At 71.2% G+C, this 22,145-nt stretch carries 16 protein-coding genes; 5 read left to right on the top strand and 11 right to left on the bottom strand.

What is annotated here, in order from left to right; all coding sequences use genetic code 11:
• The first annotated feature begins 102 nt into the window (after window positions 1–102).
• Window positions 103–720 (top strand): hypothetical protein, encoded by a 618-nt coding sequence (locus tag ACNAYW_RS18255; protein ID WP_415851080.1) that lies wholly within the window; start codon window positions 103–105, stop codon window positions 718–720.
• 78 nt (window positions 721–798) lie between these two features.
• Here the strand turns inward: ACNAYW_RS18255 and ACNAYW_RS18260 are convergent, their stop codons facing one another.
• The 4 genes from ACNAYW_RS18260 to ACNAYW_RS18275 form a co-directional block, all read right to left on the bottom strand.
• Window positions 799–1,056 (bottom strand): HPr family phosphocarrier protein, encoded by a 258-nt coding sequence (locus ACNAYW_RS18260; RefSeq protein WP_068523395.1) that lies wholly within the window; start codon window positions 1,054–1,056, stop codon window positions 799–801.
• Between the two features lie 67 nt (window positions 1,057–1,123).
• Complete coding sequence (locus ACNAYW_RS18265; protein WP_415851081.1) at window positions 1,124–3,169, bottom strand: PTS fructose transporter subunit IIABC; 2,046 nt, start codon at window positions 3,167–3,169, stop codon at window positions 1,124–1,126.
• Between the two features lie 39 nt (window positions 3,170–3,208).
• Complete coding sequence (locus ACNAYW_RS18270) at window positions 3,209–4,168, bottom strand: 1-phosphofructokinase family hexose kinase (protein WP_415851082.1); 960 nt, start codon at window positions 4,166–4,168, stop codon at window positions 3,209–3,211.
• Window positions 4,165–4,938 carry a DeoR/GlpR family DNA-binding transcription regulator gene (locus ACNAYW_RS18275; RefSeq protein WP_415851083.1) on the bottom strand — a complete coding sequence of 258 codons (774 nt, stop codon included), beginning with the start codon at window positions 4,936–4,938 and terminating at the stop codon, window positions 4,165–4,167. The genes ACNAYW_RS18270 and ACNAYW_RS18275 overlap by 4 nt, the downstream gene beginning before the upstream one ends.
• A gap of 102 nt (window positions 4,939–5,040) precedes the next feature.
• On the opposite strand from ACNAYW_RS18275, the gene ACNAYW_RS18280 reads away from it, so the two are divergent.
• From ACNAYW_RS18280 to ACNAYW_RS18290, 3 genes are all read left to right on the top strand, one after another.
• On the top strand, window positions 5,041–6,605 hold a 1,565-nt coding region (locus ACNAYW_RS18280), incomplete at its 3' end, for a phosphoenolpyruvate--protein phosphotransferase (protein ID WP_415851084.1).
• A 193-nt stretch (window positions 6,606–6,798) separates the two neighbouring features.
• Window positions 6,799–7,167: a VOC family protein gene (locus ACNAYW_RS18285; RefSeq protein WP_415851085.1), complete on the top strand. Its 369-nt coding sequence runs from the start codon at window positions 6,799–6,801 to the stop codon at window positions 7,165–7,167.
• A 111-nt stretch (window positions 7,168–7,278) separates the two neighbouring features.
• On the top strand, window positions 7,279–7,815 hold the full coding sequence (locus ACNAYW_RS18290) for a YceI family protein (protein WP_415851086.1): 537 nt from the start codon (window positions 7,279–7,281) through the stop codon (window positions 7,813–7,815).
• Window positions 7,816–7,877: 62 nt separating this feature from the next.
• On the opposite strand, the gene ACNAYW_RS18295 is transcribed toward ACNAYW_RS18290, so the two are convergent.
• The 3 genes from ACNAYW_RS18295 to ACNAYW_RS18305 all read right to left on the bottom strand — a co-directional run bounded on the left by ACNAYW_RS18295 (window position 7,878) and on the right by ACNAYW_RS18305 (window position 11,174).
• Window positions 7,878–8,819 (bottom strand): HpcH/HpaI aldolase/citrate lyase family protein, encoded by a 942-nt coding sequence (locus ACNAYW_RS18295; RefSeq protein WP_415851087.1) that lies wholly within the window; start codon window positions 8,817–8,819, stop codon window positions 7,878–7,880.
• A 114-nt stretch (window positions 8,820–8,933) separates the two neighbouring features.
• Window positions 8,934–9,896: an alpha/beta hydrolase gene (locus ACNAYW_RS18300; RefSeq protein WP_415851088.1), complete on the bottom strand. Its 963-nt coding sequence runs from the start codon at window positions 9,894–9,896 to the stop codon at window positions 8,934–8,936.
• Window positions 9,897–10,196: 300 nt separating this feature from the next.
• Window positions 10,197–11,174, bottom strand: coding sequence for an alpha/beta hydrolase (locus ACNAYW_RS18305; RefSeq protein WP_415851089.1), 978 nt, complete (start codon window positions 11,172–11,174; stop codon window positions 10,197–10,199).
• A gap of 363 nt (window positions 11,175–11,537) precedes the next feature.
• Here ACNAYW_RS18305 and ACNAYW_RS18310 point away from each other — a divergent pair, with 363 nt between their 5' ends.
• Window positions 11,538–12,035 (top strand): GAF domain-containing protein, encoded by a 498-nt coding sequence (locus tag ACNAYW_RS18310; RefSeq protein ID WP_415851090.1) that lies wholly within the window; start codon window positions 11,538–11,540, stop codon window positions 12,033–12,035.
• On the opposite strand, the gene ACNAYW_RS18315 is transcribed toward ACNAYW_RS18310, so the two are convergent.
• The 4 genes from ACNAYW_RS18315 to fadD32 form a co-directional block, all read right to left on the bottom strand.
• On the bottom strand, window positions 12,032–13,381 hold the full coding sequence (locus ACNAYW_RS18315; RefSeq protein ID WP_415851091.1) for an FAD-binding oxidoreductase: 1,350 nt from the start codon (window positions 13,379–13,381) through the stop codon (window positions 12,032–12,034). The two genes, ACNAYW_RS18310 and ACNAYW_RS18315, sit on opposite strands and share 4 nt — an antisense overlap.
• A complete protein-coding gene (locus tag ACNAYW_RS18320; protein ID WP_415851092.1) occupies window positions 13,382–14,965 on the bottom strand; it encodes an acyl-CoA carboxylase subunit beta in 1,584 nt (527 codons plus the stop codon). It abuts the gene before it with no gap.
• A 19-nt stretch (window positions 14,966–14,984) separates the two neighbouring features.
• Window positions 14,985–20,102 (bottom strand): polyketide synthase Pks13, encoded by a 5,118-nt coding sequence (pks13, locus tag ACNAYW_RS18325; RefSeq protein ID WP_415851093.1) that lies wholly within the window; start codon window positions 20,100–20,102, stop codon window positions 14,985–14,987.
• Window positions 20,103–20,209: 107 nt separating this feature from the next.
• Window positions 20,210–22,120 carry a long-chain-fatty-acid--AMP ligase FadD32 gene (fadD32, locus tag ACNAYW_RS18330; RefSeq protein ID WP_415851094.1) on the bottom strand — a complete coding sequence of 637 codons (1,911 nt, stop codon included), beginning with the start codon at window positions 22,118–22,120 and terminating at the stop codon, window positions 20,210–20,212.
• Between the last annotated feature and the right edge of the window lie 25 nt (window positions 22,121–22,145).

The following is a 22,145-nucleotide window of genomic DNA, read 5'->3' on the forward strand; positions in this document are numbered from 1 at the left end:
GCCTAATGAGCCTGCGTCGGCGCCGTGGCCCAGCCGCGCCGATTGGATCTGTGAAAACTGAGACTTGTGTTACCTAGTGAGTCTCAAGTTAAGATTGAGACTATGTCGATGCCCTCCCTGCACCCCGCGCAGCCGCGTCTCGCCGCGCTCCGGCGTCGCCTCGAGGCGACGCCGGTGGGCCGGCGGCTCGACGAGGTGCGACCCACCACCACCTGGAAGGTGGTCAGCTCGGTGATCTACTCCGGCCTCATCGCAGCGCTGGTGATGGGCGCCGCGGTGCTGCTGCTGGGCGTCAAGCCGTCGAGCCCCGAGGTCGCGCCGGTGAGCTCCGTCGAGGTCGGGGACTGCGTCACCGTCTCGGGCGGCAATGCCACCCGCACCGGCTGCGACGGCGACGGGTTCAGCTTCGCCGTGGCCGAGAAGGCCGCCGCGAAGACCGCGTGCAGCGCGCCGAGCTACGCCCGCGTCGAGTCCGCGGGCTCGGTGCTCTGCGTGGTCCCCAAGCTGACGCTGGGCAACTGCTACCAGGTCAAGCCCGACACGGCGGCGACCACCGACATCCGCCCCGTCGCGTGCCCGTCCGCGACGGGCAGCGCACCGGCGAACGTGATCCGGGTGATCCAGCGCGCGGCGGGCGCCCCGCTGACCTGCCGCGGCTCGTCGGCCCTGAACTACGCCGCGCCCCAGCGCGTGAGCTACTGCATCGCGCCGGTCACCTAGGCCGGAGACGACGGAGGGGCGGCCGGGTGATCCGGCCNCNCCGTCGTGNCGTGGGTCCCGCTCAGGCGTCGCGCCCGCTCAGGCGTCGAGGTCCTGGGCGACGAGGGCCGCGATCGCGTCGACGGTGCCCTGATCGGCGGATTCGACGGTGACCTCCACGCCCTGCTCGGCGCCGAGGGTCATGATCATCAGCGCCGACCCGGCGTCCACGGGCTCGCCGCCGGCGACGGACAGGGTGACCTCGTGGCCCGACTCGTTGACGGCGTTCGCGATCACGGCGGCGGGGCGGGCGTGGAGGCCGACGGCCGATCCGACGGCGACGGTGGTGCTGGGCATGTCTCTCCTCGTGGGGTGTGTTCGTCTCCGCGCCGCCGGTCGGCCGCGCGAGTGGTCAGGACCAGTATTACGCGGCGACGGCCGCGGGCTGGGCGGATTCGGCGGCGGAGGCGCCCGCTCGTCCGACGGACTTGGCCGCGACGACCGCCACGGCGCTCACCACGACGCCGGCGGCGAGGGCGATGAGGAACTTCCACCACGTGCCGTTCATGGCGAACAGGACGAAGACGCCGCCGTGCGGGGCGCGCAGCTGCGCGCCGAGCGCCATCGACAGGCCGCCGGTCACGGCGCCACCGAGCATCATCGACGGGATCACGCGCAACGGGTCGGCCGCCGCGAACGGGATGGCGCCCTCGGAGATGAACGAGGCACCGAGGAACCAGGCGGCCTTGCCGTTCTCCCGCTCGGGCTCCGTGAACAGGCTCGGCCGCAGCACGGTGGACGCGAGGGCGAGCGCCAGCGGCGGGACCATGCCCGCGGCCATGACGGCGGCCATCATCTCCCACTGCGGCACGCCCGCGGTGGCGAGCCCGATCCCGGCGACGCCGAAGGCGTACGCGGCCTTGTTCACCGGGCCACCCAGGTCGAAGCACATCATGAGGCCGAGGACCACGCCGAGCGCGATCTTGCTGCTGCCGCTCATCCCGTTGAGCGCGTCGGTCATGGTCTCGTTGACCCAGCGCAGGGGGCCCGCCAGGACCATGTACATCAGGCCGCCCGTGATGAGCGTGGCGAACAGCGGGATGATCACCACGGGCATCAGGCCGCGGGCCCACTGCGGCAGCTGCAGCTTGCCGATCCACAGCGCGACCACGCCCGCGAGCAGGCCGCCGACGACGCCGCCGATGAAGCCGGCGTTCACCGTCACCGCGAGCACGCCGGCGACGAATCCCGGTGCGAGCCCGGGACGATCGGCGATGGCGTAGGCGATGTAGCCCGCGAGCACCGCGACCATGAGGCCCATCGCCGCCTGGCCCGTCGCGAAACTGACCGCGCCGAGGTACTGGAGCAGCCCGCCCGGGGGCAGGTTCCAGAGTGAATTGTGCAGTGCGTAATAGGCGCCGTCGGATGTCCCCTCGGACACCGTGCTGTTCCCGATCTCGTACCCCGCCAACAGGAAACCGAGGGCGATGAGCAGGCCGCCCGCGGCGACGAACGGGATCATGTAGCTGACGCCGGTGAGCAGGGCGCGCTTGAGCTGCCCGCCCAGTCCCTGCTGCGCGGGAGCGGATTCGGCGCTCGCGGCGGCGGCACCGTCGACCTTCGCGGCGTGCGGGTCCGTCGCCGCGGCGACGGCCTCCGCGATCATCGTGTCGGGCTCGTTGATGCCGCGCTTGACGCCGGCGGTGATCACGGGCTTGCCCGCGAACCGTTCCCGACCCTTGACCCCCACGTCGGTGGCGAAGATGACGGCGCCCGCGTCGGCGATGGTCTGCGCCGACAGCGGCGTGGAACCGGAGGAGCCCTGCGTCTCGACGGTCAGCTCGACACCCGCGCGCTCGGCCGCCAGCTTCAGCGCGTCGGCGGCCATGTAGGTGTGCGCGATCCCCGTGGGGCAGGCCGTGATCGCCACCAGCGCGGGCGTGCCCGACGGTGCCTTCTCCTCAGCCGGGACCGGAGTGGCAGCGGCAGCGGGCGCGGCCGGCGCGGCGGCCGGCTTCGGCGCGATGACGTCCTCGACGAGGGCGACCACCTCCTCCGGCGTCGCGGCCGCGCGGAGCGACGCGGTGAACTCGGGCCGCACCAGGGCGCGGGCGAGCGCGCTGAGCAGCTTCATGTGCTGCGAGCCGCCGGATTCCGGTGCGGCGATGAGGAAGACGAGGTCGGCGCCGCCGTCGGGCGCGCCGAAATCGACCTTCGGGTCGAGCCGGGCGAAGCCGAGGCTCGCTGCGGTGACGGCCGCCGCGCGGCAGTGCGGGATGGCGATGCCGCCGGGGAGGCCGGTGGCGGACTGGGACTCGCGGGCGAGCGCCGCCTCGACGAGCCCGTCGACGGAGGTGGAGCGGCCGGCATCGGTGATGCGGCCGGCGAGGTAGGCGATCACCTCGGACTTGTCGGTGCCGGCCGAGACGTCGAGCGCGACCAGCTCGGGCGCGATGATCGATTCGGTCATAGGGGTGTTCTCCGGTTCTGCTGGTGGATCATCGGGGAGCTAGAGGGCGAGGACCCGCACGTCGGCGACGGCGAGCTCCTCGGGTCGGGGCGCCTGGGTGCCCGGCAGTGCGGCGGCCGCGGCGCCGTAGGCGACCGCGAGGGAGAGTCGCTGCGGTGGTGTGGCGCCGCGCGCGTGGGCGATGAGATAGCCGGCGAGGGAGCTGTCGCCGGCACCGACGGTGCTGCGCACCGCGATCGGCGGCGGGGTCGCGGACCAGGCGCCCTCGCCGGTGACGAGGAGCGCGCCCGCGGCGCCGAGCGTGGCGAGGACGGCGCCGCCGGTGGCGCGGTGCAGCTCCTGGGCGGCGGCGGCCACCGGGCCGAAGTCCCCCTCGGCCGCACGGTTCTCGAGCTCCGTGCCGGCCGGGGAGCCGAGGCCCACCAATTCGGCCAGTTCCTCGGCGTTGGGCTTGAGCAGCCCGACGCCGCGCACCGCGGAGGCGGCGAGCGCCGCGCCGGAGGTGTCGACGGCGATGCGCGGGCCGCCGGGCCCGGCGCCGAGGCGCGCGACGAGACCGGCGTACCAGTCGTCGGGGAGACCGGGCGGCAGCGAGCCGCACAGCGCGACCCAGGCGGCACCGTCGGCGGCGGAGACGACGGCGTCCTCGAGGGCGCGCACGGTCTCCGGCGCCAGCGGCGCCCCCGGGGCGTTGAGCTTGGTAGTGGTCCCGTCGGGCTCGGTGACCGTGATGTTGCTGCGGACCTCGTGGCCGACCGGCACCGGGATCGCGGGGACCCCGCGCCGGGAGAGCCCGACGAGGAGCGGATCGCCCTGGTCCGCGGGGAGCACCGCGACGGTGCCCTCCCCCGCGGCGTGCACGACGCGGGCGACGTTGACGCCCTTGCCGCCCGGGTCGGCGGCGGCGGCCGCGGCGCGGTGCACGGCGCCGCGGCGCAGGGGTCCGCCGAGGACGACGAGCCGGTCCAGGCTGGGATTGGCGGTGACGGTGACGATCATCGGGCGGCGACCTCGACGGTCACGCCGTGGTCCGCGAGCGCCGCCGCGAGGGCGCCGGTGGGCGCGGCGTCGGTCACCAGCACGTCGACCGCGTCGAGACCGGCGAAGGCGACGAGGCTCTCGCGGGCGAACTTGGAGGAATCGGCGACCAGCACCACGAGGTCGGCGGCGCCGACCATCGCGGTCTTCACCGCCGCCTCGTCGGCGTCCGGCGTGGACAGGCCGCGCTCCGCGCTGAGTCCGTTGGCGCCGAGGATCGCGACGTCGGTGCGCAGTCCCGCGATCTCGGCGACGGTGCCCGCACCGACCGCCGCCTGCGTGAGCCCGCGGACGCGGCCGCCGAGCAGCCGCAGCTCGACGGTCTCGCGGGTGGACAGGGTGGCCGCGACGGGCACCGAGTTGGTGATCGCGGTGATGTGCAGGTTCCCCGGGACCTCGCGGGCCGCGGCGATGGTGGAGGTGCCCGCGTCGAAGAGGACGGAGCCGCCCGCAGGCGGGAGGAAGCGACGGGCCGCGGCGCCGATCGCGCGCTTGGCCTCGGCGTTGATGCCCTCGCGCTCGCCCAGCCCGGACTCGGCGCCGGCGAGGACACCCGCCGCCACGACGCCGCCGTGCACCCGGCGGACGCCGCCGAGCCGCTCGAGCGCGTCCAGATCGCGGCGCACCGTCTCCGGGGTCACGTCGAACCGCTCGGCCAGCTCCATGACCGACGCGCGCCCACGGCCGCCGACCAGTTCACTGATCGCGCGTTGTCGTTCCTCCGCGTACATGGCCCCTCCGAGTTCGTGGGTTTCTGTGGTTATGGATTTGATTTTTCTGTTTTTACGCCTGTTTGTGTTGACAAGTCAAGAGGATTTCGTAATCTGGGTCACATGAGTTCGCAGCAGTCGACCGCGCCCGGCCTCGCCACCCTCACCGGCACCCCCGTCGTGCCCGGCGTCGCCTACGCCCCCGTCATGTGGCCCGGCGCGCGTCCCGAGGTGCCGCCGCCCGTCGACGTGCCGGAGGGCGACCGGGACGCCGAGGCCACGCGGTTCTCGACCGCGGCGCAGGCCGTGGCCGACCGGTTGCGCGCCCGCGCCGCGCAGGCCCAGGGCGCCGCGGCGGAGGTCCTCGGCGCGAACGCCGGCCTCGCCTCCGACAAGGCGTGGATCGGCACCACGGAGAAGCTGATCCGGGCCGGCACCCCCGCCGCGAACGCCGTCGCCGCCGCCACCGAGCAGTTCGCCGACATGTTCACCAACCTCGGCGGCCTCATGGCCGAGCGGGTGACCGACCTGCGCGACGTCCGCGACCGCGTCGTCGCCGAGCTGCTCGGCGGCCCCGAGCCCGGCGTCCCCGTGCCCGACGCACCGTCGATCCTGCTGGCCGACGACCTCGCGCCCGCCGACACCGCGGGCCTCGACCCCGCGCTCATCGTCGGGATCGGCACCCGGCTCGGCGGCCCCACCAGCCACACCGCGATCATCGCCCGCCAGCTCGGCATCCCGTGCATCGTCGGGCTCGCGGAGGCGGGCACCGTCGACGCGGGCACGCCCGTCCTCCTCGACGGCGGGGCGGGCACCGTCACCGTCGACCCGGATGCGGACGCGGCCCGGCTCCGCGTCGCCGAGGCGGCCCGGGAGGCGGCCGAGGTCGCGCGGTGGCGCGGCCCGGGGCACACGTCCGACGGTGCCGCGGTCGCGATCCTCGCCAACGTCCAGGACGGCGCCACCGCACGGGGCGCCGCCGAACGGCAGGTGGAGGGCGTGGGCCTGTTCCGCACCGAGCTCGCCTTCCTCGACCGCGCCGACGAGCCGTCGGTCGACGAACAGGCCGCGCTGTACCGCGAGGTGATCGACGCCTTCCCCGGGCAGAAGGTGGTGATCCGCACGCTGGACGCCGGCTCGGACAAGCCGCTCAAGTTCGTCGACCACGGCGAGGAGGAGAACCCGGCGCTGGGCGTGCGCGGCATCCGCATCGCGGAGAACGACCCCGGGCTGCTGGAACGGCAGCTCGACGCGATCGCGGCCGCGGCCGCGAGCGCCGCCGCGCCGCCGTGGGTGATGGCGCCGATGATCGCGACCGCCGCCGAGGCGCGCGCGTTCGCCGCGCAGTGCCGGGCCCGCGGGCTGACGGCGGGCGTCATGGTGGAGGTCCCCGCCGTGGCGCTGTGCGCCGATGCGGTGCTGGCGGAGGTGGACTTCGTCTCGATCGGCACCAACGACCTCACTCAGTACGCCATGGCCGCCGACCGGATGAGCACGGAACTCGCCGCGCTCACGGATCCGTGGCAGCCCGCGGTGCTGCGGCTGATCCAGTTCACGGCGCGGGCCGGCGCCGATGCGGACAAGCCCGTGGGCGTCTGCGGCGAGGCCGCGGCCGATCCGCTGCTCGCCTGCGTGCTCGTGGGCCTGGGCGTGACCTCGCTGTCCTGCGCGGCCGGCGCGGCGGCGGCNGTGGNGGCCNGNNTGGGCGGTGTGACGCTGCAGCAGTGCCGCTGGGCCGCGGAGGCGGCCGTCGCCGCCGCCGACCCCCGGGCCGCGCGGGAGGCCGCGCGCGCCGCATTGGCCTGAATCCTGTCGGTCCCGGGTGCTACACCTGAGGCGTCACGGGCGCAGCGGGCGCCCCACATCGGGCGAGGAGCCGTCATGATCGACCACTTCGGGATCAACTGTGCCGACCTGGACGCCGCGAAGCGGTTCTACGACGGGGTGCTGGCCGTGCTCGGTTCGCGCCGCCTGATGGACTTCGACGTGGCCGTGGGCTACGGCGCGGAACAGCCCGTCTTCTGGATCTCGGGCGCTGCCGCGGGCGCGTCGAACCGGGAGGCGCACATCGCGTTCAGCGCGCCCGATACGGCCACCGTCGACGAGTTCCACCGGGTCGCCCTCGAGCTCGGCGCGGAGTCGCTGCACGCACCCCGCCTGTGGCCCGAGTACCACCCCGGCTACTACGGCGCCTTCGTCCGCGACCCCGACGGCAACAACGTCGAGGCGGTCTTCCACGGGGCCGCCTAGAACCGGACATCGGGGTAGTTTTCGGGCGGATGCACGGCGCCCGGAATGCATCGGACCGCAGTCCGGTTATGCTTCGGTGAGTCGTGAGTCCACCAACGAAGGAGCATTCTCATGAGCAACGTCCTCCCCGCCGGCACCTACGTCGTCGATCCCGTCCACTCGTCCGTCGAGTTCTCCGTGCGCCACCTCATGGTGAGCAAGGTCAAGGGCCGCTTCGACGAGTTCAGCGGCACCATCACGGTCGCCGAGGACGGCACCGCGTCGCTCGCGGCCGAGGTCGACGTGACCTCCGTGAACACCCGCAACGCGCAGCGCGACGCCCACATCCGCACGGCCGACTTCTTCGACGCCGAGAACCACCCGAAGGCCACCTTCGTCTCGACCGGCGTCGCGGAGAAGGGCTCGGACTACGTGCTCACCGGCGAGCTGACCCTGCGCGGCGTCACCAAGCCGGTGCAATTCGACCTCGAGTTCCTCGGCACGAACCCCGGCATGGGCCAGGGCGAGGTGGCCGCGTTCGAGGCCAAGACCGTGATCACCCGCCAGGACTTCGACATCACCATCGACATGCCGCTGGAGACCGGCGGCAAGGTGATCGGCGACAAGATCACCCTCACGCTCGACATCGAGGCCCTGCGCCAGGCCTGATCCGTCGCCCGTCGAAGCCCTCGCACCGCCCATGAGCGCGGAGCGGGGGCTTCGTCGTCGGGTCAGTAGTGGAAGGTGTCCGACGGTGCCGGCGCGTGCTCGCCGTCGAGACCGTCCGGCACCACGATGCCGTAGGCGCGCGCCAGGTCCAGGATCTTCGTCGCGCGCGCGATGCGGGGCAGGTCCGAGCCGTTGCGGATCTCGCCGCCGTCGCGGTCGAAGTCCGCGAAGAACTCCCGCGACCAGCGGATGTCCTCCGGCGACGGGCTCAGCCCTTCGTTCACCGGGTGGCACTGGTCGGGCGTGAGGCAGATCTTGCCGGTCATGCCGAACTCGGCGGAGACCGCGGTCGCCTCCGTCAGCAGCAGCCCCTTCGAGCCGACGGTCGGCCCGTCGATCGCGCCGGGCAGGTGCGCGGCCTTGGCCGCGATGGTGAACCGGGAGCGGGCGTAGGCCAGCGTCGTCGGGTCGCCGCCGAAGCCGGTGTCGCGCCGGAAGTCGCCGATGCCGAAGGCCAGCCGGAAGGTGCCCTTCGCGGAGGCGATCTCACTGATCCGCTCCAGCCCGCGCGCGGTCTCCACCAGCGCGACGATGAGCGTGTCGGGGAGTCGCTTGGCCGTCTCGGTCACGTGGTCCATCGACTCGACCATCGCGAGCATCACGCCGCCGAGGTGCTTCGCCTCGCGCAGCGCCTCGAGGTCGTCCGCCCACCACTGCGTGCCGAAGCCGTTGACGCGGACCCAGCCGTCGTTCGGCGTACCGTCGACCTCGCGGCCCAGCCAGTCGACCACGTTGTTCCGCGCGGCCACCTTGTCCTTGGGCGCGACGGCGTCCTCGATGTCGAGCACCACGATGTCCGCCCGGGAGCGGGCCGCCGCGTCGAAGCGCTCGGGCTGCGCGGCGTTGACGAGCAGCCAGCTGCGCGCGAGCACGGGGTCGATCCGGAAACCGAGGGGCTCGTCGGTGTCGGCGGTCGTGGGGGTGAGCGGGGCCGGCGGGGTCATGAGGGCTGCAACCTCGACTCTCTCGTGTGGGTTCGCTGAAAAGCGTACCGATACGCCGGAAGGCCCCGGGCAGGTGCCCGGGGCCTTCCTCGCGATCACTCGATCAGCGCGGGATCAGTTGAACCAACCCGTGCGCTGCATCTGCCACACCTGGTCGCTCCAGTAGCCCCACGTGTGGGTGCCCACCGACGAGAAGTCGTAGTGAGCGCTGACGCCGGCCTTGTCGGCGGCGGCCTTGAAGGCCTCCGACTGCGACTTGGCCAGGATCTCCAGCGGCACGCCCTGAACGATGTCGGCGGGCGACGGGTTCGGGGTGTACTTGCCGGGCTCACCGGTCGAGGCGGTGATCCACAGCTTGGTGCCCTTCAGGCGCGCGACCTGCTTGGTGGGGTCGTTCTTCTCCCAGTTGGCGTCGAACGGGCCGCCCCACATGTCGAGGACGTTGTAGCCGCCCGCGTCCAGCATGGCGACGCCCACGGCGACCGGCATGCCGGGGGCCGAGGTGTTCAGGAAGCCCGACAGCGCGGCGGCGCGCTTGTAGACGCCCGGGTTGTTCGCGGCGTTGATGAGCGACGCGCCGCCACCCATCGAGATGCCGACGAGCGAGAGGTTGCTCGAGAAGCCGCGCGACTTGATGTAGTTCGGCAGGCTCGAGGCCAGGAAGTTGCCCCAGGTCGCCTTGTAGGTGCCGTTGCCGTGCTTGGAGGTGTTCGCCCAGTTCGTGTAGAAGCTGGCGGTACCGCCGACGGGCATGACGACGTTGATGCCCTTCTGCGACAGGAAGGCGACGTTGGAGTCACGCTCCCAGCCGGAGACGTCCTGCGTGGCGCGCAGACCGTCGAGGAAGACGACGGTCGGGGCCTTGGACGGATCGGTCGTGGTCGAAGCCCACGAACGCACCGTGACGGCCGGCATGCCCGCACCGTCGACCTTCTCGGACTTGAAGCCCTTGGGCGGATTCTTCGCCGACCCCGGACCCCAGGCGCCGGCGACGCCGGCGCCCATACCGGCGAGGGCGGGCACCATGGCCGCGGTGAGAACCGCTGCACCCGCTCGCTTACCCCAGGCTGCTCGCATTGCTGACCTCTCCTTTTTCACACGGATTCTCCGCGCAGTAGCTGGTGGACCGGACGGATGGTCGCACTCGACCAGCCTTGTCACAGCCGTCACTCTAACATCGTTCGTCACACATGTCACATGTTTCACATAGGTCACATGAGCGACACTCTCCCTGGATCTCATCGAAATCACAGGGTAAGTCGTTACAGACCCTCCCCGTTTCCTCAGGAAAGTCGTCCACATCACAATACGACAAACGGCCCCGTTCGTCCGAACGAGGCCGCCTGTCGTGTGATCTGTTCGTGCAGTCGCGAAGGGTTACTTCGAGAACCAACCGGTGCGCTGCATCTGCCACACCTGGTCCTGCCAGTAGCCCCAGGTGTGGGTGCCGGCCGGCGGGAAGTCGAAGTGCGCCTTGGTCAGGCCGGCGCGCTTGGCCGCACCCTCGAAGGCACGCGACTGCGACAGCGCCAGCCACTCGAGCGGCACGCCCTGGATGACGTCGGCCGGGCCCGGGTTCGGGGTGTACTTGCCGAAGACGCCGTTGCCCGCCGAGATCCACAGCGGCATGTTCTTCAGGCGGTTCACCTGCACGGTCGGGTCGTTCTTGGCCCAGCGGGCGTCGAACGGGCCGCCCCACATGTCGAGGCCGGCGTTGTAGCCGCCCGAATCGAGGGAGGCGATGCCGACGGCGATCGGGACGCCGGGCGCCGAGATGTTGTTCAGGCCGGAGAGCGAAGCGGCGCGCTTGTAGTAGCCGTTCGACTCCACGGCGTTGATGATCGCGGCGCTACCGGACATCGACAGGCCGACCAGCGAGACGTTGTCGCTGAAGCCGAGGCTGCGGATGTACTGCGGCAGGCTGTTCTTGAGGAACGAGGCCCAGGTGTAGCGGTAGGCCTGGCGGTTCGTCGAGGACGGGCCCTGCCAGTCGGTGTACCAGCTCGAGGTGCCGCCGACGGGCGTCACGACATTGATGCCCTTCTGCGACAGGAAGGCCACGTTGGAGTCGCGCTCCCAACCCGAGACGTCCCAGGTGGCGCGCAGACCGTCGAGCAGCACGACGGTGGGGGCCTTCTTGGGGTCGGTGGTGGTCGAGGCCCAGCTGCGGACCTTGACGTTCGGCATGCCGGCACCGTTGACGAAGGCCTGCTTGAAGCCCTTCGGCGGGTTCTTGGCGTTGCCGGGGCCCCAGGCGTTCGCGGCGCCCGTGCCGGCGATCGTCAGGGCCGGAATGGCAGCCACGGTGACCGCGGCGGCGGTGGCCTTCTTGGCCCAGCCGTTGCGCATACGCATACGAGACTCTCTTCCTCAGTGTTTCCGCCCGGTGGGCGCGTGCAAACCGCTTGCGCGGCGCCGGCGTGCCGGCCCCGTCGGTACCACAGGAGGACCCCGTGACACGGCAACGCGAGCGATTCAGTGCTCGCCAGGCACTGTATGCGAGATCTCAGTTCCTGACAAACTCTTAGTCGGAGCGTCACGTCATCGCGTTACGACTACCACTGAAGATCGATACGCTCGGGCTGGTCAGCGCAGTACATGAGCTGTTTTTCGGTCTCGATCACGCCGGTTCGGTTTCCTCGACGCTCTCAGCTTCCGCCCAGAATCAGGCCCTGCGCGAGGGTGCCGGCGCACCGTCGAGGGCCGTACTGTCGGGGCGTGTCGTTCACACTCCCCGACCTCTCCGACTCCCCCGCCGAGCGCTACGCCGAGCTCGCGACCTACGCGCGCGCTCTCGTCGACGGCGAACCCGACCGGATCGCCAATGCCGCGAACCTCTCGGCCCTCGTCAAGGCGACGGTGCCCGACCTCAACTGGGTGGGCTTCTACTTCTACGACGGTGCCGAGCTCGTCGTCGGCCCCTTCCAGGGCCTCCCCGCGTGCATCCGCATCCCGCTGGACCGCGGCGTGTGCGGGGCCGCCGCGCGCACGCGGGAGACGCAGCGGGTCGACGACGTGCACGCCGTCGCGGATCACATCGCCTGCGACGGCGCGACCAACTCCGAGCTGGTGGTGCCGCTGCTGCGCGACGGCGAGCTGATCGGCGTCTTCGACCTCGACAGTGAGCGGACGGCGCGGTTCACCGACGACGATCAGCGCGGTCTCGAGGCCATCGCCGCGGTCTTCGTGGCGTCGCTCGGCCCGAGCGAGCGCTAGAAGCCGCGGCCGGGGTTGAGGAGGTTCTTCGGGTCCCAGACGGCCTTGATGCCGCGGTGCAGCTCGAGGACGTCCTCGGAGAGCTCCTCCCCCACCCAGCGGGCCTTGAGGACGCCGACGCCGTGCTCGCCGGTGAGCGTGCCGCCGAGCGCGAGCGCCGCCTGGAAGACCTCGTCGGCGGCGTCCCAGATGGCCTGGGGCACCTCCCGCTCGCCCTTCGGGTAGATCAGCGTGGGGTGCAGGTTGCCGTCGCCCGCGTGCGCGCAGGTGGGGATGTCGACGCCGTACTTCGCGGAGATCGCCTCGATGCGGGCGAACATCTCGGGCAGCTGCGAGCGCGGCACGCCCACGTCCTCGGAGAAGATGTTGCCCGCGTGCTCGTAGGCGTGGAAGGCGGCGCGGCGCACGGCCAGCAGCTCGGCGGCCTCGACCGGGTCGTCGGAGACCACCGTGTAATGCGCTCCGGCGGCATCGAACTCGCGCGCCAGCACCGCGGCGTCCGCGGGCGTCGAGCCCTGCCCGATGAGCATCGCCCGGGTCTCGTCCTCGAGTCCGAAGGGGCGCAGCGCCTCCACGCACTCGAGGGTGCGCCGATCCATCAGCTCCATGAGCGCGGGCACGACGCCGGTGCCGACCACCGCGGCGACGGCGGCCGCGGCACTCACCACGTCCGGGAACGACGCAGCGACGGTCGTCGGCGGGACCACCGGCGCCGGACGGAGTTTGACGGTGACCTCGGTGACGATGCCGAGCGTGCCCTCGCTGCCGACCAGCAGCTGGGTGAGGTCGTAGCCGGTGACGCCCTTGACGGTGCGCCGGCCCGTCCGGATGATCCGCCCGTCGGGCAGCACGACGGTGAGCCCGAGGACGTACTCGCGGGTCACGCCGTACATCACGCAGCGCAGCCCGCCCGCATTGGTCGCGACGTTGCCGCCGATGGAGCAGATCTCGAACGACGAGGGGTCCGGCGGGTACATCAGCCCGTGCGCGCGGACCGCGCGATCGAGGTCGGCGTTGATGACGCCCGCCTCGGCGATCGCGTACTGGTCCGCGACGTTGATCTCCTTGACCGCGTTCATCTTCGCGAGCGAGATGATCACGCAGCCCTCGATGGCGCTGGCACCGCCCGCGAGGCCGCTGCCCGCGCCGCGCGGCACGATCACCACGTCGTGGGCGTAGCACCAGGCCGCCGCGGCGGCCACGTCCTCGGTGGTCTCGGCGAGCACCACCGCGAGCGGAACCGCGCCGTGCACCGGCGAGCAGTGGTCGACGGCGTACGCCGCCATCACGTCCGGGTCGGTGAGCACCGACCCGGTGAGCTGCGGAAAGCCTTCCAGCGAAGCCATCTACATCGGCATGAGGTAGGTGCGGCGCGGCACGCGCTGCAGCTCCTTGTCGCGCAGCTGCGCGATCGACTTGCGGATCAGCAGGCGGGTCTCCTTCGGCTCGATCACGCCGTCGATGTACCCGCGCTCGGCCGCCAGCCACGGCGTCGCCATGAACTGGTTGTAGAAGTCGATGAACGCCTGCCGGATCGCGGGGCCGTTCTCGCCGGCCTCCTCGATCTCGCGCCGCTTGATGATCGCGGCGGCGCCCTCGGCGCCCATCACGGCCAGGCGCGCCGTCGGCCACGCGAACACGAAGTCGGCGCCCAGCTGCTTGGACCCCATCACGGCCCACGCGCCGCCGTAGGACTTGCGCAGGATGATGGTGACCTTCGGGACGGCCGCCTCGACGTAGCTGAAGATGAACTTGCCCGACCGGCGGATGGTGCCGATCTTCTCCTCCTCGACGCCGGGCAGGATGCCGGGCACGTCCACGAGGAAGACGAGCGGGATGTTGAAGGAGTTGCACAGCCGCACGAACCGCGCGGCCTTCTCCGAGGCCTGCGTGTCGAGGGTGCCGGCCATGTGCATCGGCTGGTTCGCGACGACGCCGACGGGCTGGCCGTCGACGCGGGCGAATCCGGTCACGATGTTCGGCGCCCACAGCTCGGCGTACTCGAGGAAGTCACCGTCGTCGAAGACGCGCAGGATCACGTCGTGGATGTCGTAGCCCGCGGTGTCGGCGTCCGGCATGATCGTCTCGAGCTCGAGGTCCGAGTCGGTGATCTCGGGCTCCAGGCCCGGGTTGATCAGCGGCGCGCGCTGGTGGATCGAGTCCGGCATGAACGACAGGTACCGCTTGACCCAGTCGAAGGCCGCCGCCTCGTCGACCGCGACGTGGTGCAGGTTGCCCCACTGGGCCTGCTTGATCGCGCCGCCGAGGTCCTCCGCGGAGGTGGTCTCGCCCGTGGTCGGGCGGATCACCTCGGGGCCCGTGACGAACATGTAGGTGTTGTCCTGCACGCCCACGAGCACGTCGGTGTTGGCCGGCGCGTAGACCGCGCCGCCCACGCAGGTGCCGAGGATCATCGAGATCTGCGGGACCTGGCCGCACAGGCCGTCCTGGTGCCGGCCGAGCTCGGCGTACCAGGCGATCGACGTGGCCGCATCCTGGATGCGGGCGCCGCCCGAGTCGTTGATGCCGACGACCGGCAGGCCGGCGGCCGCCGCGAAGTCGTACAGCTTGACCATCTTCCGGCCGAACATCTCGCCGACGGTGCCCGCGCCCACGGTCTGGTCGTGGCTGAAGGCCGCGACCTTCCGGCCGTTGACCAGGCCGTAGCCGATGACCACGCCGTCCTTGATCTTGTCGTCGCCGGGCGACTTCGCGAGCTGATCGAGCTCGACGAAGGTGCCCTCGTCGAACAGCATGCGCATGCGGGCGCGCGCGCTGGGCAGGCCCTTCGCGTCGCGGCGGGCCCGCGCCCGCTCGCTGCCGGGATCCTTGGCCGCCTCGAGGCGGCGGTACAGATCGTCGAGCTTGCCGGCGGTGGTGCTCAGATCGGCGGTGCCGACCCCATCCGATACGTCCGTCACGTCTGTCACCCTATCCCTTGCCCGGAGCTCACCGGCCGCCGTCGGCCCGGTTGAGCTCGTCCGCCATGTGCGTCGCGATCTTGCCGACGTACGGCTCGTCGATGATCTGCAGGTGGTCGCCGCCGATCTTGACGATCCGCAGGTCCTCGACCACCGGCGCCCAGCCGCCGTCCGGCGCGATGTCCGCGAAGTTCGGCTCCAGCTCGACGGCGCCGTCGTGCATGCGGTCCGCGCGGTACAGCGTGACCGTGCCGCCGAACTTCCCGTAATCGGCCGGGTTCACCTTGATGAGCATCCGGTTGTCCACGAAGGACGTGCGCTGGTGCTCGATCATCGACGTCGGGATCTTCTTGTCGGACAGCTGCACCAGCTCCATGATGATGCGGAACTGGCCCTCGTCGTCGGCCGCGTTGAGGCGATCCATGGGCAGCTCGATCTCGCTGCCGATGTCGTAGTTCTTGCGCGCGAACTTCTCCCAGCGCTCCAGGCGGGCCTTCTTCTCGGCGGGCTCGTCGGTCAGCGGCACCCTGGGGGCCACCACGTCGAGCAGGCCGACGTACGCGACCTCCTGGCCCTCGTCCTCGAGCGCGCGCGCCAGCCCGTAGGCGAAGGCGCCGCCGAGGCTCCAGCCCGCGAGCCGGTACGGCCCCGTCGGCTGGATCTCCTTGAGCTTGGGCAGGTACTCGGCGACGCGCTCCTCGATCTCGCCCTCGACGCGCTCGAAACCGTAGATCGGCAGGTCCTCCGGCAGCTTGCGCAGCAGCGCCTCGTAGGCGGTGGTGTTGCCGCCCGCGGGGTGGAAGAGGAAGAGCGGCTTGCGGTCCGAGCCCTCCGGCTTGCGCAGCGTGCGGACGAAGCCGTCCACCGGGGTCGCCTCGTTCATGACGGCGCCCACGTAGGTGGCCATCTCCTCGATGTTCTTCGAGTCGATGACGTCCTCGATGTCGATCTCGCCGCCGGCGCGCTCCGAGAGGCGTGCGGTCAGCTTCTCCGCCACGTCCTCGGCCAGCACGTCGAGCTCGTTGAACACCCCGCCCGGGGACTTCCCGACCACGATCGCGTAGGTCGCGAAGGTGAGGCGCTCCGCCGCGTCGCGCGGGGGCACGCCGTCGCCCACGGCCGCCGCGACGGCGGCGCCGTCGAGCAGGTCGGGGGTGTCGGCCTCGGTCTTCTGGTCCGACGGTGCCGCCTCGGTGTCGGCCGGCGCTGCCTCGGCGGCCGGGGCCGCGGGGGTCTCGGCGGCCTCGGCCTTCGCCGCGGCCTCCGCCTTGGCGGCCTTCATCATCTCGGCCAGCTGCCCGGCGTCGGCGAGTTCGCCACTGCCGGACTGGTGCTCGGCGAGGGCGTCCACCTGGTCGCGGTGCTCGACCGCGTACTCGACGAACTGCACCACGTCGTTGAAGGAGGCGTCGCGCACCGCCTGGATCTGGATCGGCGGGATGTCGAACTCGTACTCGGCGCGGTTCTTGATGCGCATCGCGATGAGCGAGTCCATGCCCAGGTCGATGAGCGGAATCTCCTTGGGGAGGTCCTCGATCTCGAAGCCCATGATCTCGGCGATGATCAGCCCGAGGCGGTGTTCCACCGTCTCGCCCGTGTCCGGGGACCAGCGCTCGCCGCTGCCCTCGGGTGCGGGGGCCTCGGTCTCCTCGGAGACGGTGATCGCGGGCTCGGCGTCGAGCTCGTCCGACTCCTCCGCCGCGGGCGCGACGGCCTTGGTGATGAGCGGCGCCGCGGCGGTGCCGGAGGCCTGGCCGCCCGCGACGACGGCGTCCAGCAGGAGCCGGAAGCCCTTGCCGGTGTTCTCGTGCACCTGGATCGACGCGCCGCCGGGGTGCGGGGTCAGCGTCGTGGTGAGGGTGAGCCCGTCCTTCGGCTCGCCGTGCTCGACGGCCGCGGTGACCGCGGCACCGTCGAGCACCTGGGCCGCGGCGTGCTTCGCCAGATCGACGAGCGGGATCCGGGACTGGTCGCCCAGGGTGAGCGCGCCGGCGTCGAGCTGCCAGACGTGCCGGCCGTCGGGCAGCGCGACGTGGCCGCCCGGGACCACGCCGGAGCCGCCGTCGGGCAGCTTGGTCTGGATCCAGATGTGCTTGCGCTGGAACTTCGTTCGGGGCACCGGCGCGTACCGGCCGGGGCCGAACAGTGCGGCGACGTCCACGTGGTGGCCGCGCGCGAAGACGGTGGCGAGCGCGGTCATGATCGTGCCGGGCTCGTCCTCCTTGCGCTTGAGCGTCTGCACCAGCGCGGCGTCCTGGATGCCGGAGCCGAAGGTGACCGCGGCGACCGAGATCAGCGTGATCGGGTTCGGGGAGAACTCGATGAAGGTGCGGTAGCCGGCCTCGACGGCCTTCTCCACGGCCTGGGTGAACCACACGCTGTGGCGCAGGCCCTTGATCCAGTAGTCCACGTCGTGCACCGGCGCGTGGCCGGCCTTGTAGAACTCGTCCTTGTTCACGGTCGAGTACATCGGGTACTGCAGCGCGTGCGGCTCGATGCCCATGAGCTCGGCCTGCAGCTCGCCGAGCAGCGGATCCATCTGCGAGGTGTGGGAAGCGCCGCGCGTCACCAGCTTCCGCGCCATCAGGCCCTTGGCCTCGGTCTCGGCGACGATCTTGTCGATGACCTTGCCGGGGCCGCCGAGCACGGTGTGGGTGGGGGCCGCGTAGACGCAGATCTCCAGGCCCTCGTAGTCGCCGAGCACGGTCTCGATGTCGTCGGCGCTGTACTCGACGAGCGCCATGAAGCGCTCCATCTCCTCGGGCAGCATCTCCTCGCCCTCGCCCATGAGGCGCGAGCGCTGGCAGATGACGCGCACCGCGTCCTCGAGCGAGAGGCCGCCGGTGACCCACGCCGATGTGGCCTCGCCCATCGAATGCGGCAGCACCACACCGGGTTCGATGCCGTAGTGGCGGAACAGGCCGACGAGCGCGACCTGGATGGCGAAGATGCCCACCTGGCCGGTCTCGATGTGGAAGGTCTGCTCGTCGTCGGTGATCATGTCGGCGTAGTCGTTGCCCGACTCGTCGATGATGAGCTCGTTGACCTCGTCGAAGTAGTGCTTGAAGACGGCGTCCTCGAGGTAGAGCTGCTTGGCCATCTTGCGGTGATGGCTGCCGAAGCCGGAGAAGATGAACGCCGGGCCGGCCGCGTCGGGCTGGTTGGCGGAGATCACGTTCGGGGCGTTCTTGCCCTCGGCGATCGCGCGGAAGCCCTTGATCGCCTCGTCGAGGTCCTTGGCCATGACCACCGAGCGGACGCGGCCGTGGTTGCGGCTCGCGAGGGTGCGGCCGATCTCGGCGAGGGTGTACTCCTTCGCCTCGTCGCTTTCGAGCCACGCGAGCAGCTCGGCGGCGGCGGCCCTCCGGCGCGACGGGACGTAGGCGGTGAGCACGAGCGGGACCGCGGCACCGTCGACGGTGCCGGGGTGGAAATCGGGCACCGCGTTCGCGGTGGCGTCGCCGGCCTCGGCCTCGCCCTCCACGATCTCGGGCGCGACGTACTCCTTGATCACGACGTGGGCGTTGGTGCCGCCGAAGCCGTTGCCGGTGACGCCCGCGAGACGGTTGCCGGAGTACTTGGGCCACTCCGTGTTCCGCGTCGCCATGAGCAGGCGGTTGGCCTCGAACTGGATGTACGGGTTCGGGCTGGTGAAGTTGAGCGAGGCGGGGATCTGCCCGTGCCGCATGGCGAGCAGCACCTTCGCGACGCCCGCGATGCCCGCGGCGGCCTCGAGGTGGCCGAAGTTCGTCTTCGCCGAGCCGAGGAGCAGCGGCTTCTCGGCCTCGCGGCCCCGGCCGAGGACGCGGCCGATCGCGTCGGCCTCGAGCGGGTCGCCCAGGATGGTGCCGGTGCCGTGCGCCTCGAGGTAGTCGACGGTGCGCGGGTCGATGCCGGCGTCGATGTAGGCGTCGCGCAGGTTGATGACCTGCGCCTCGGGATTCGGCGCGAAGATGCCGTTGGACTTGCCGTCGGAGGTGACCGCGGACCCGGCGATGACGCCGAGGATGTCGTCGCCGTCGCGCTCGGCGTCGGCGAGCCGCTTGAGCAGCACGACGCCGCCGCCCTCGGCGCGGATCATGCCGTTCGCGTCGGCGCTGAAGGCCTTGATCTTGCCGTCGGGCGCCTGCGCGCCGAGGCTGTCGAAGCCCAGCGTCGCGGCGGGCACGATGAGCATGTTCACGCCACCGGCGACGGCCATGTCGGTCTCGCCGTCGCGCAGGCTGCGGATCGCCTGGTGGATCGCGACCAGGGAGGACGAGCACGCGGTGTCGACCGCGACCGACGGGCCGTGGAAGTCGTAGAAGTACGAGACGCGGTTCGCGACGATGGAGGTCGACGTGCCGGTCAGCGCGTACGGGTTGGCCTTCGTCGGGTCGGCGACGGCCAGCATCTGGTAGTCGTTGGCGGAGCTGCCCATCCACACGCCCGTGCGGGTGCCCTTGACCGAGCTGGGCGGGATGTTGGCCTGCTCCAGCGCCTCCCAGGTGAGCTCGAGCGCGAGCCGCTGCTGCGGGTCGACCATCTCGACCTCGCGCGGGGTCATCTGGAAGAACTCGGCGTCGAAGGAGGCCACGTCGTCGAGGTAGCCACCGAAGGTGTTGGCCTCGTCGAGCACGGCCTTCAGGCGCGGGTCCTGCTTGAACTCGAGCCAGCGGTCCTCGGGGAGGTCCGTCGTGCCGTCGCCGTTCCCGATGAGGAACTCCCACGTCGACTCCGGCGTCTCGCCGGCCTTGGGGAAGCGGGTCGCGAGGCCGACCACGGCCACGTCGTGCACGCCGCGGTTCGCCTCGAACTCCTCGCCGCGGTCGTACTGCGCCGCCTCGGCCGCGAGGTCGTCGTCGGAGACCACCGGGTCGCCGTCGATGATGCGCTGGCTGAGCAGGGCGATCGTCGGGTGCTGGAAGGCGACGGTGGCCGTCAGCTGCACGCCGGTGAAGTCCTCGATGTCGGACGCCATCGAGACGGCGTCGCGCGATCCCAGGCCGAACTCGTCGAGCGACTTGTCGTCGGTGATGTTCTCCAGCGGCTGCTTGGTCGCGTCGGCGATCCACTGCCGCATCCACGCGCGCAGTTCCTCGAGGCTCAGATCCTCGCGGGCCTTGCCGGTCGGGCCTTCATGGGGGGTGTACTCGTTCTCAGCCATGTTGTGTCTACCCTTCGCGTCGAGACCGTGGGTTACCCAGTCGCGGGTGATGAAGTTGTTGAGGTCCCGTGCGCCGGGTGATGCTCAGCGCAGCGGGTTGCGGGGCGCTACTGGACGTCGTTCGCGTCGGCGTCGGGGAACGCGGTCTGCGTGTAGCCGCCGCGCAGCGTGCCGTCGATGTAGGCGGCGCGGCCGGCGCGCCGGGCGATCTTGCCCGAGCTGGTGCGGGGCAGCGAGCCGCCGGGCACCAGCAGGATGTCGCGGGCCAGCACGCCGTGCGCGGCGCCCACGGCCGAGCGGATGCCGTCGGCCAGGGCCTGCTGGTCCTGCTTGGCGCCACCGGCGCCGAGCTCGGCCACGATGACCAGTTGCTCGCTCTGATCGTTCGGGTCGAAGGTCAGGCCGGAGTGCGCGTTCTCGAAGACCGCGGCGGGCAGCTCGTTGGCGGGCACCGAGAAGGCCGCCACGTAGCCCGTGCGGATGTACTTGGTGTTCGACTCCTGCGCCGTGAACTCGAGGTCCTGCGGGTAGTGGTTCCGGCCGTCCACGATCACCAGGTCCTTGACGCGGCCCGTGATGTACAGCTCGCCGCCGTGGTACACGCCGAAGTCGCCGGTGCGCATCCACTTGGCCTTCTCGAGGTTCTTCACGCCCTCGGAGTGGCTGCCCTCGGAGAGCGGGGTCAGGTAGTTCTGGAAGGTCTCGCGGGACTCCTCGTCGCGCTCCCAGTAGCCCGAGCCGATGTTCATGCCGTGGAGCCAGATCTCGCCCACGGAATCGTCGGGCACCTCCTTGCCGGTCTCCGGGTCGACGATGCAGGCCCACTGGCTCAGGGCCACGTCGCCGCAGGAGACCTGCGGGACGGCGCCCTCGGCACCCTCCTCGGAGACGACGAACGTGCCGGCGGCCAGCTGGTCGCGGTCGACGTAGACCACGCGGGCCTCGTTCTCGACGGGGGTCGAGCTGACGAACAGCGTCGCCTCGGCCATGCCGAAGCAGGGCTTGATCGCCTTCGGCGAGAGGCCGTACGGGGCGAAGGCCTCGTTGAACTTCTTCATCGACGAGACGGTGACCGGCTCGGAGCCGTTGATCAGGCCCTTGACGTTCGACAGGTCGAGGGTCTCGCCCTCCTTGGGCAGGCCGCGGGCGGCGGCGTGCTCGTAGGCGAAGTTCGGGGCGGCGGCGAAGGTCTCCGCGCCGTCCTCGACGGCGGCCAGCTCGTTGATCCAGCGGCCGGGGCGGCGGACGAACGCCGACGGGCTCATGATGGTGATGAACTTGCCGCCGAGGGCGGGGAGGATCACCGTGAGCAGGCCCATGTCGTGGAACATCGGCAGCCAGGTGACGCCGCGGGAGTTCTCGTTGAGGTCCAGCGCGTGGATCATCTGGATCACGTTCGTGCCGACGGCCTCGTAGGTGATCTGCACGCCGGCCGGGTTCCGGGTGGAGCCCGAGGTGTACTGCAGGTACGCGATGGTGTCGCGATAGATCGGGAAGGGCTTGAGGGTCGAACCCACCGAGTCCGGGATGGCGTCCACGGCGATGATCCGCGGCCGCTCCTTCGCCGGGAGGTGGCGGAAGAAGTTGCGGCAGGCCTCGGCGGAGCCGGAGCTGGTGAGGATGGCGGTGGGCTTGCAGTCCTCGAGGACGATGCGCAGGCGGTCCGTGTGGCCCGGCTCGTCCGGGCTGAACAGCGGCACCGCGATGTTGCCGGCGTACAGGGCGCCGAAGAAGGCGGTCACGTAGTCCAGGCCCTGCGGCGCGAGGATCGCGACGCGGTCCTCGCGCTTGGTGATGTGCTGCAGGCGGGCGCCGATGGCGCGCAGCCGGGCACCGAACTGCGACCAGGTCAGCTCGTGGACGACACCGTCGCGCTCACGGCTGTAGTCGATGAAGCGGTACGCGAGGGTGTCGGCGCGCTCCCGTGCGTTGCGCTCGACGAAGTCGACCAGCGTGGTTCCGGGGCGGAAGAAGATGTTGCCGTCTTCGTCCAGAAACTGGTCAAACTCGTTGTTCATGCATCGCTCCTCGTAACCGTCGCCG

This window comes from Tsukamurella ocularis, from assembly GCF_965138335.1.
Lineage (GTDB): Bacteria > Actinomycetota > Actinomycetes > Mycobacteriales > Mycobacteriaceae > Tsukamurella > Tsukamurella ocularis_A.

What these genes read in the sequence shown, in the direction of transcription:
- ACNAYW_RS18315 (WP_415851091.1), bottom strand. Translation starts at nt 13,381, where the DNA reads ATGGCTTCGCTGGAAGGCTTTCCGCAGCTCACCGGGTCGGTGCTCACC.
- ACNAYW_RS18290 (WP_415851086.1), top strand. Translation starts at nt 7,279, where the DNA reads ATGAGCAACGTCCTCCCCGCCGGCACCTACGTCGTCGATCCCGTCCAC.
- pks13 (WP_415851093.1), bottom strand. Translation starts at nt 20,102, where the DNA reads ATGGCTGAGAACGAGTACACCCCCCATGAAGGCCCGACCGGCAAGGCC.
- ACNAYW_RS18275 (WP_415851083.1), bottom strand. Translation starts at nt 4,938, where the DNA reads ATGTACGCGGAGGAACGACAACGCGCGATCAGTGAACTGGTCGGCGGC.
- ACNAYW_RS18285 (WP_415851085.1), top strand. Translation starts at nt 6,799, where the DNA reads ATGATCGACCACTTCGGGATCAACTGTGCCGACCTGGACGCCGCGAAG.
- ACNAYW_RS18300 (WP_415851088.1), bottom strand. Translation starts at nt 9,896, where the DNA reads ATGCGAGCAGCCTGGGGTAAGCGAGCGGGTGCAGCGGTTCTCACCGCG.
- ACNAYW_RS18295 (WP_415851087.1), bottom strand. Translation starts at nt 8,819, where the DNA reads ATGACCCCGCCGGCCCCGCTCACCCCCACGACCGCCGACACCGACGAG.
- ACNAYW_RS18260 (WP_068523395.1), bottom strand. Translation starts at nt 1,056, where the DNA reads ATGCCCAGCACCACCGTCGCCGTCGGATCGGCCGTCGGCCTCCACGCC.
- ACNAYW_RS18270 (WP_415851082.1), bottom strand. Translation starts at nt 4,168, where the DNA reads ATGATCGTCACCGTCACCGCCAATCCCAGCCTGGACCGGCTCGTCGTC.
- ACNAYW_RS18305 (WP_415851089.1), bottom strand. Translation starts at nt 11,174, where the DNA reads ATGCGTATGCGCAACGGCTGGGCCAAGAAGGCCACCGCCGCCGCGGTC.
- fadD32 (WP_415851094.1), bottom strand. Translation starts at nt 22,120, where the DNA reads ATGAACAACGAGTTTGACCAGTTTCTGGACGAAGACGGCAACATCTTC.
- ACNAYW_RS18265 (WP_415851081.1), bottom strand. Translation starts at nt 3,169, where the DNA reads ATGACCGAATCGATCATCGCGCCCGAGCTGGTCGCGCTCGACGTCTCG.
- ACNAYW_RS18255 (WP_415851080.1), top strand. Translation starts at nt 103, where the DNA reads ATGTCGATGCCCTCCCTGCACCCCGCGCAGCCGCGTCTCGCCGCGCTC.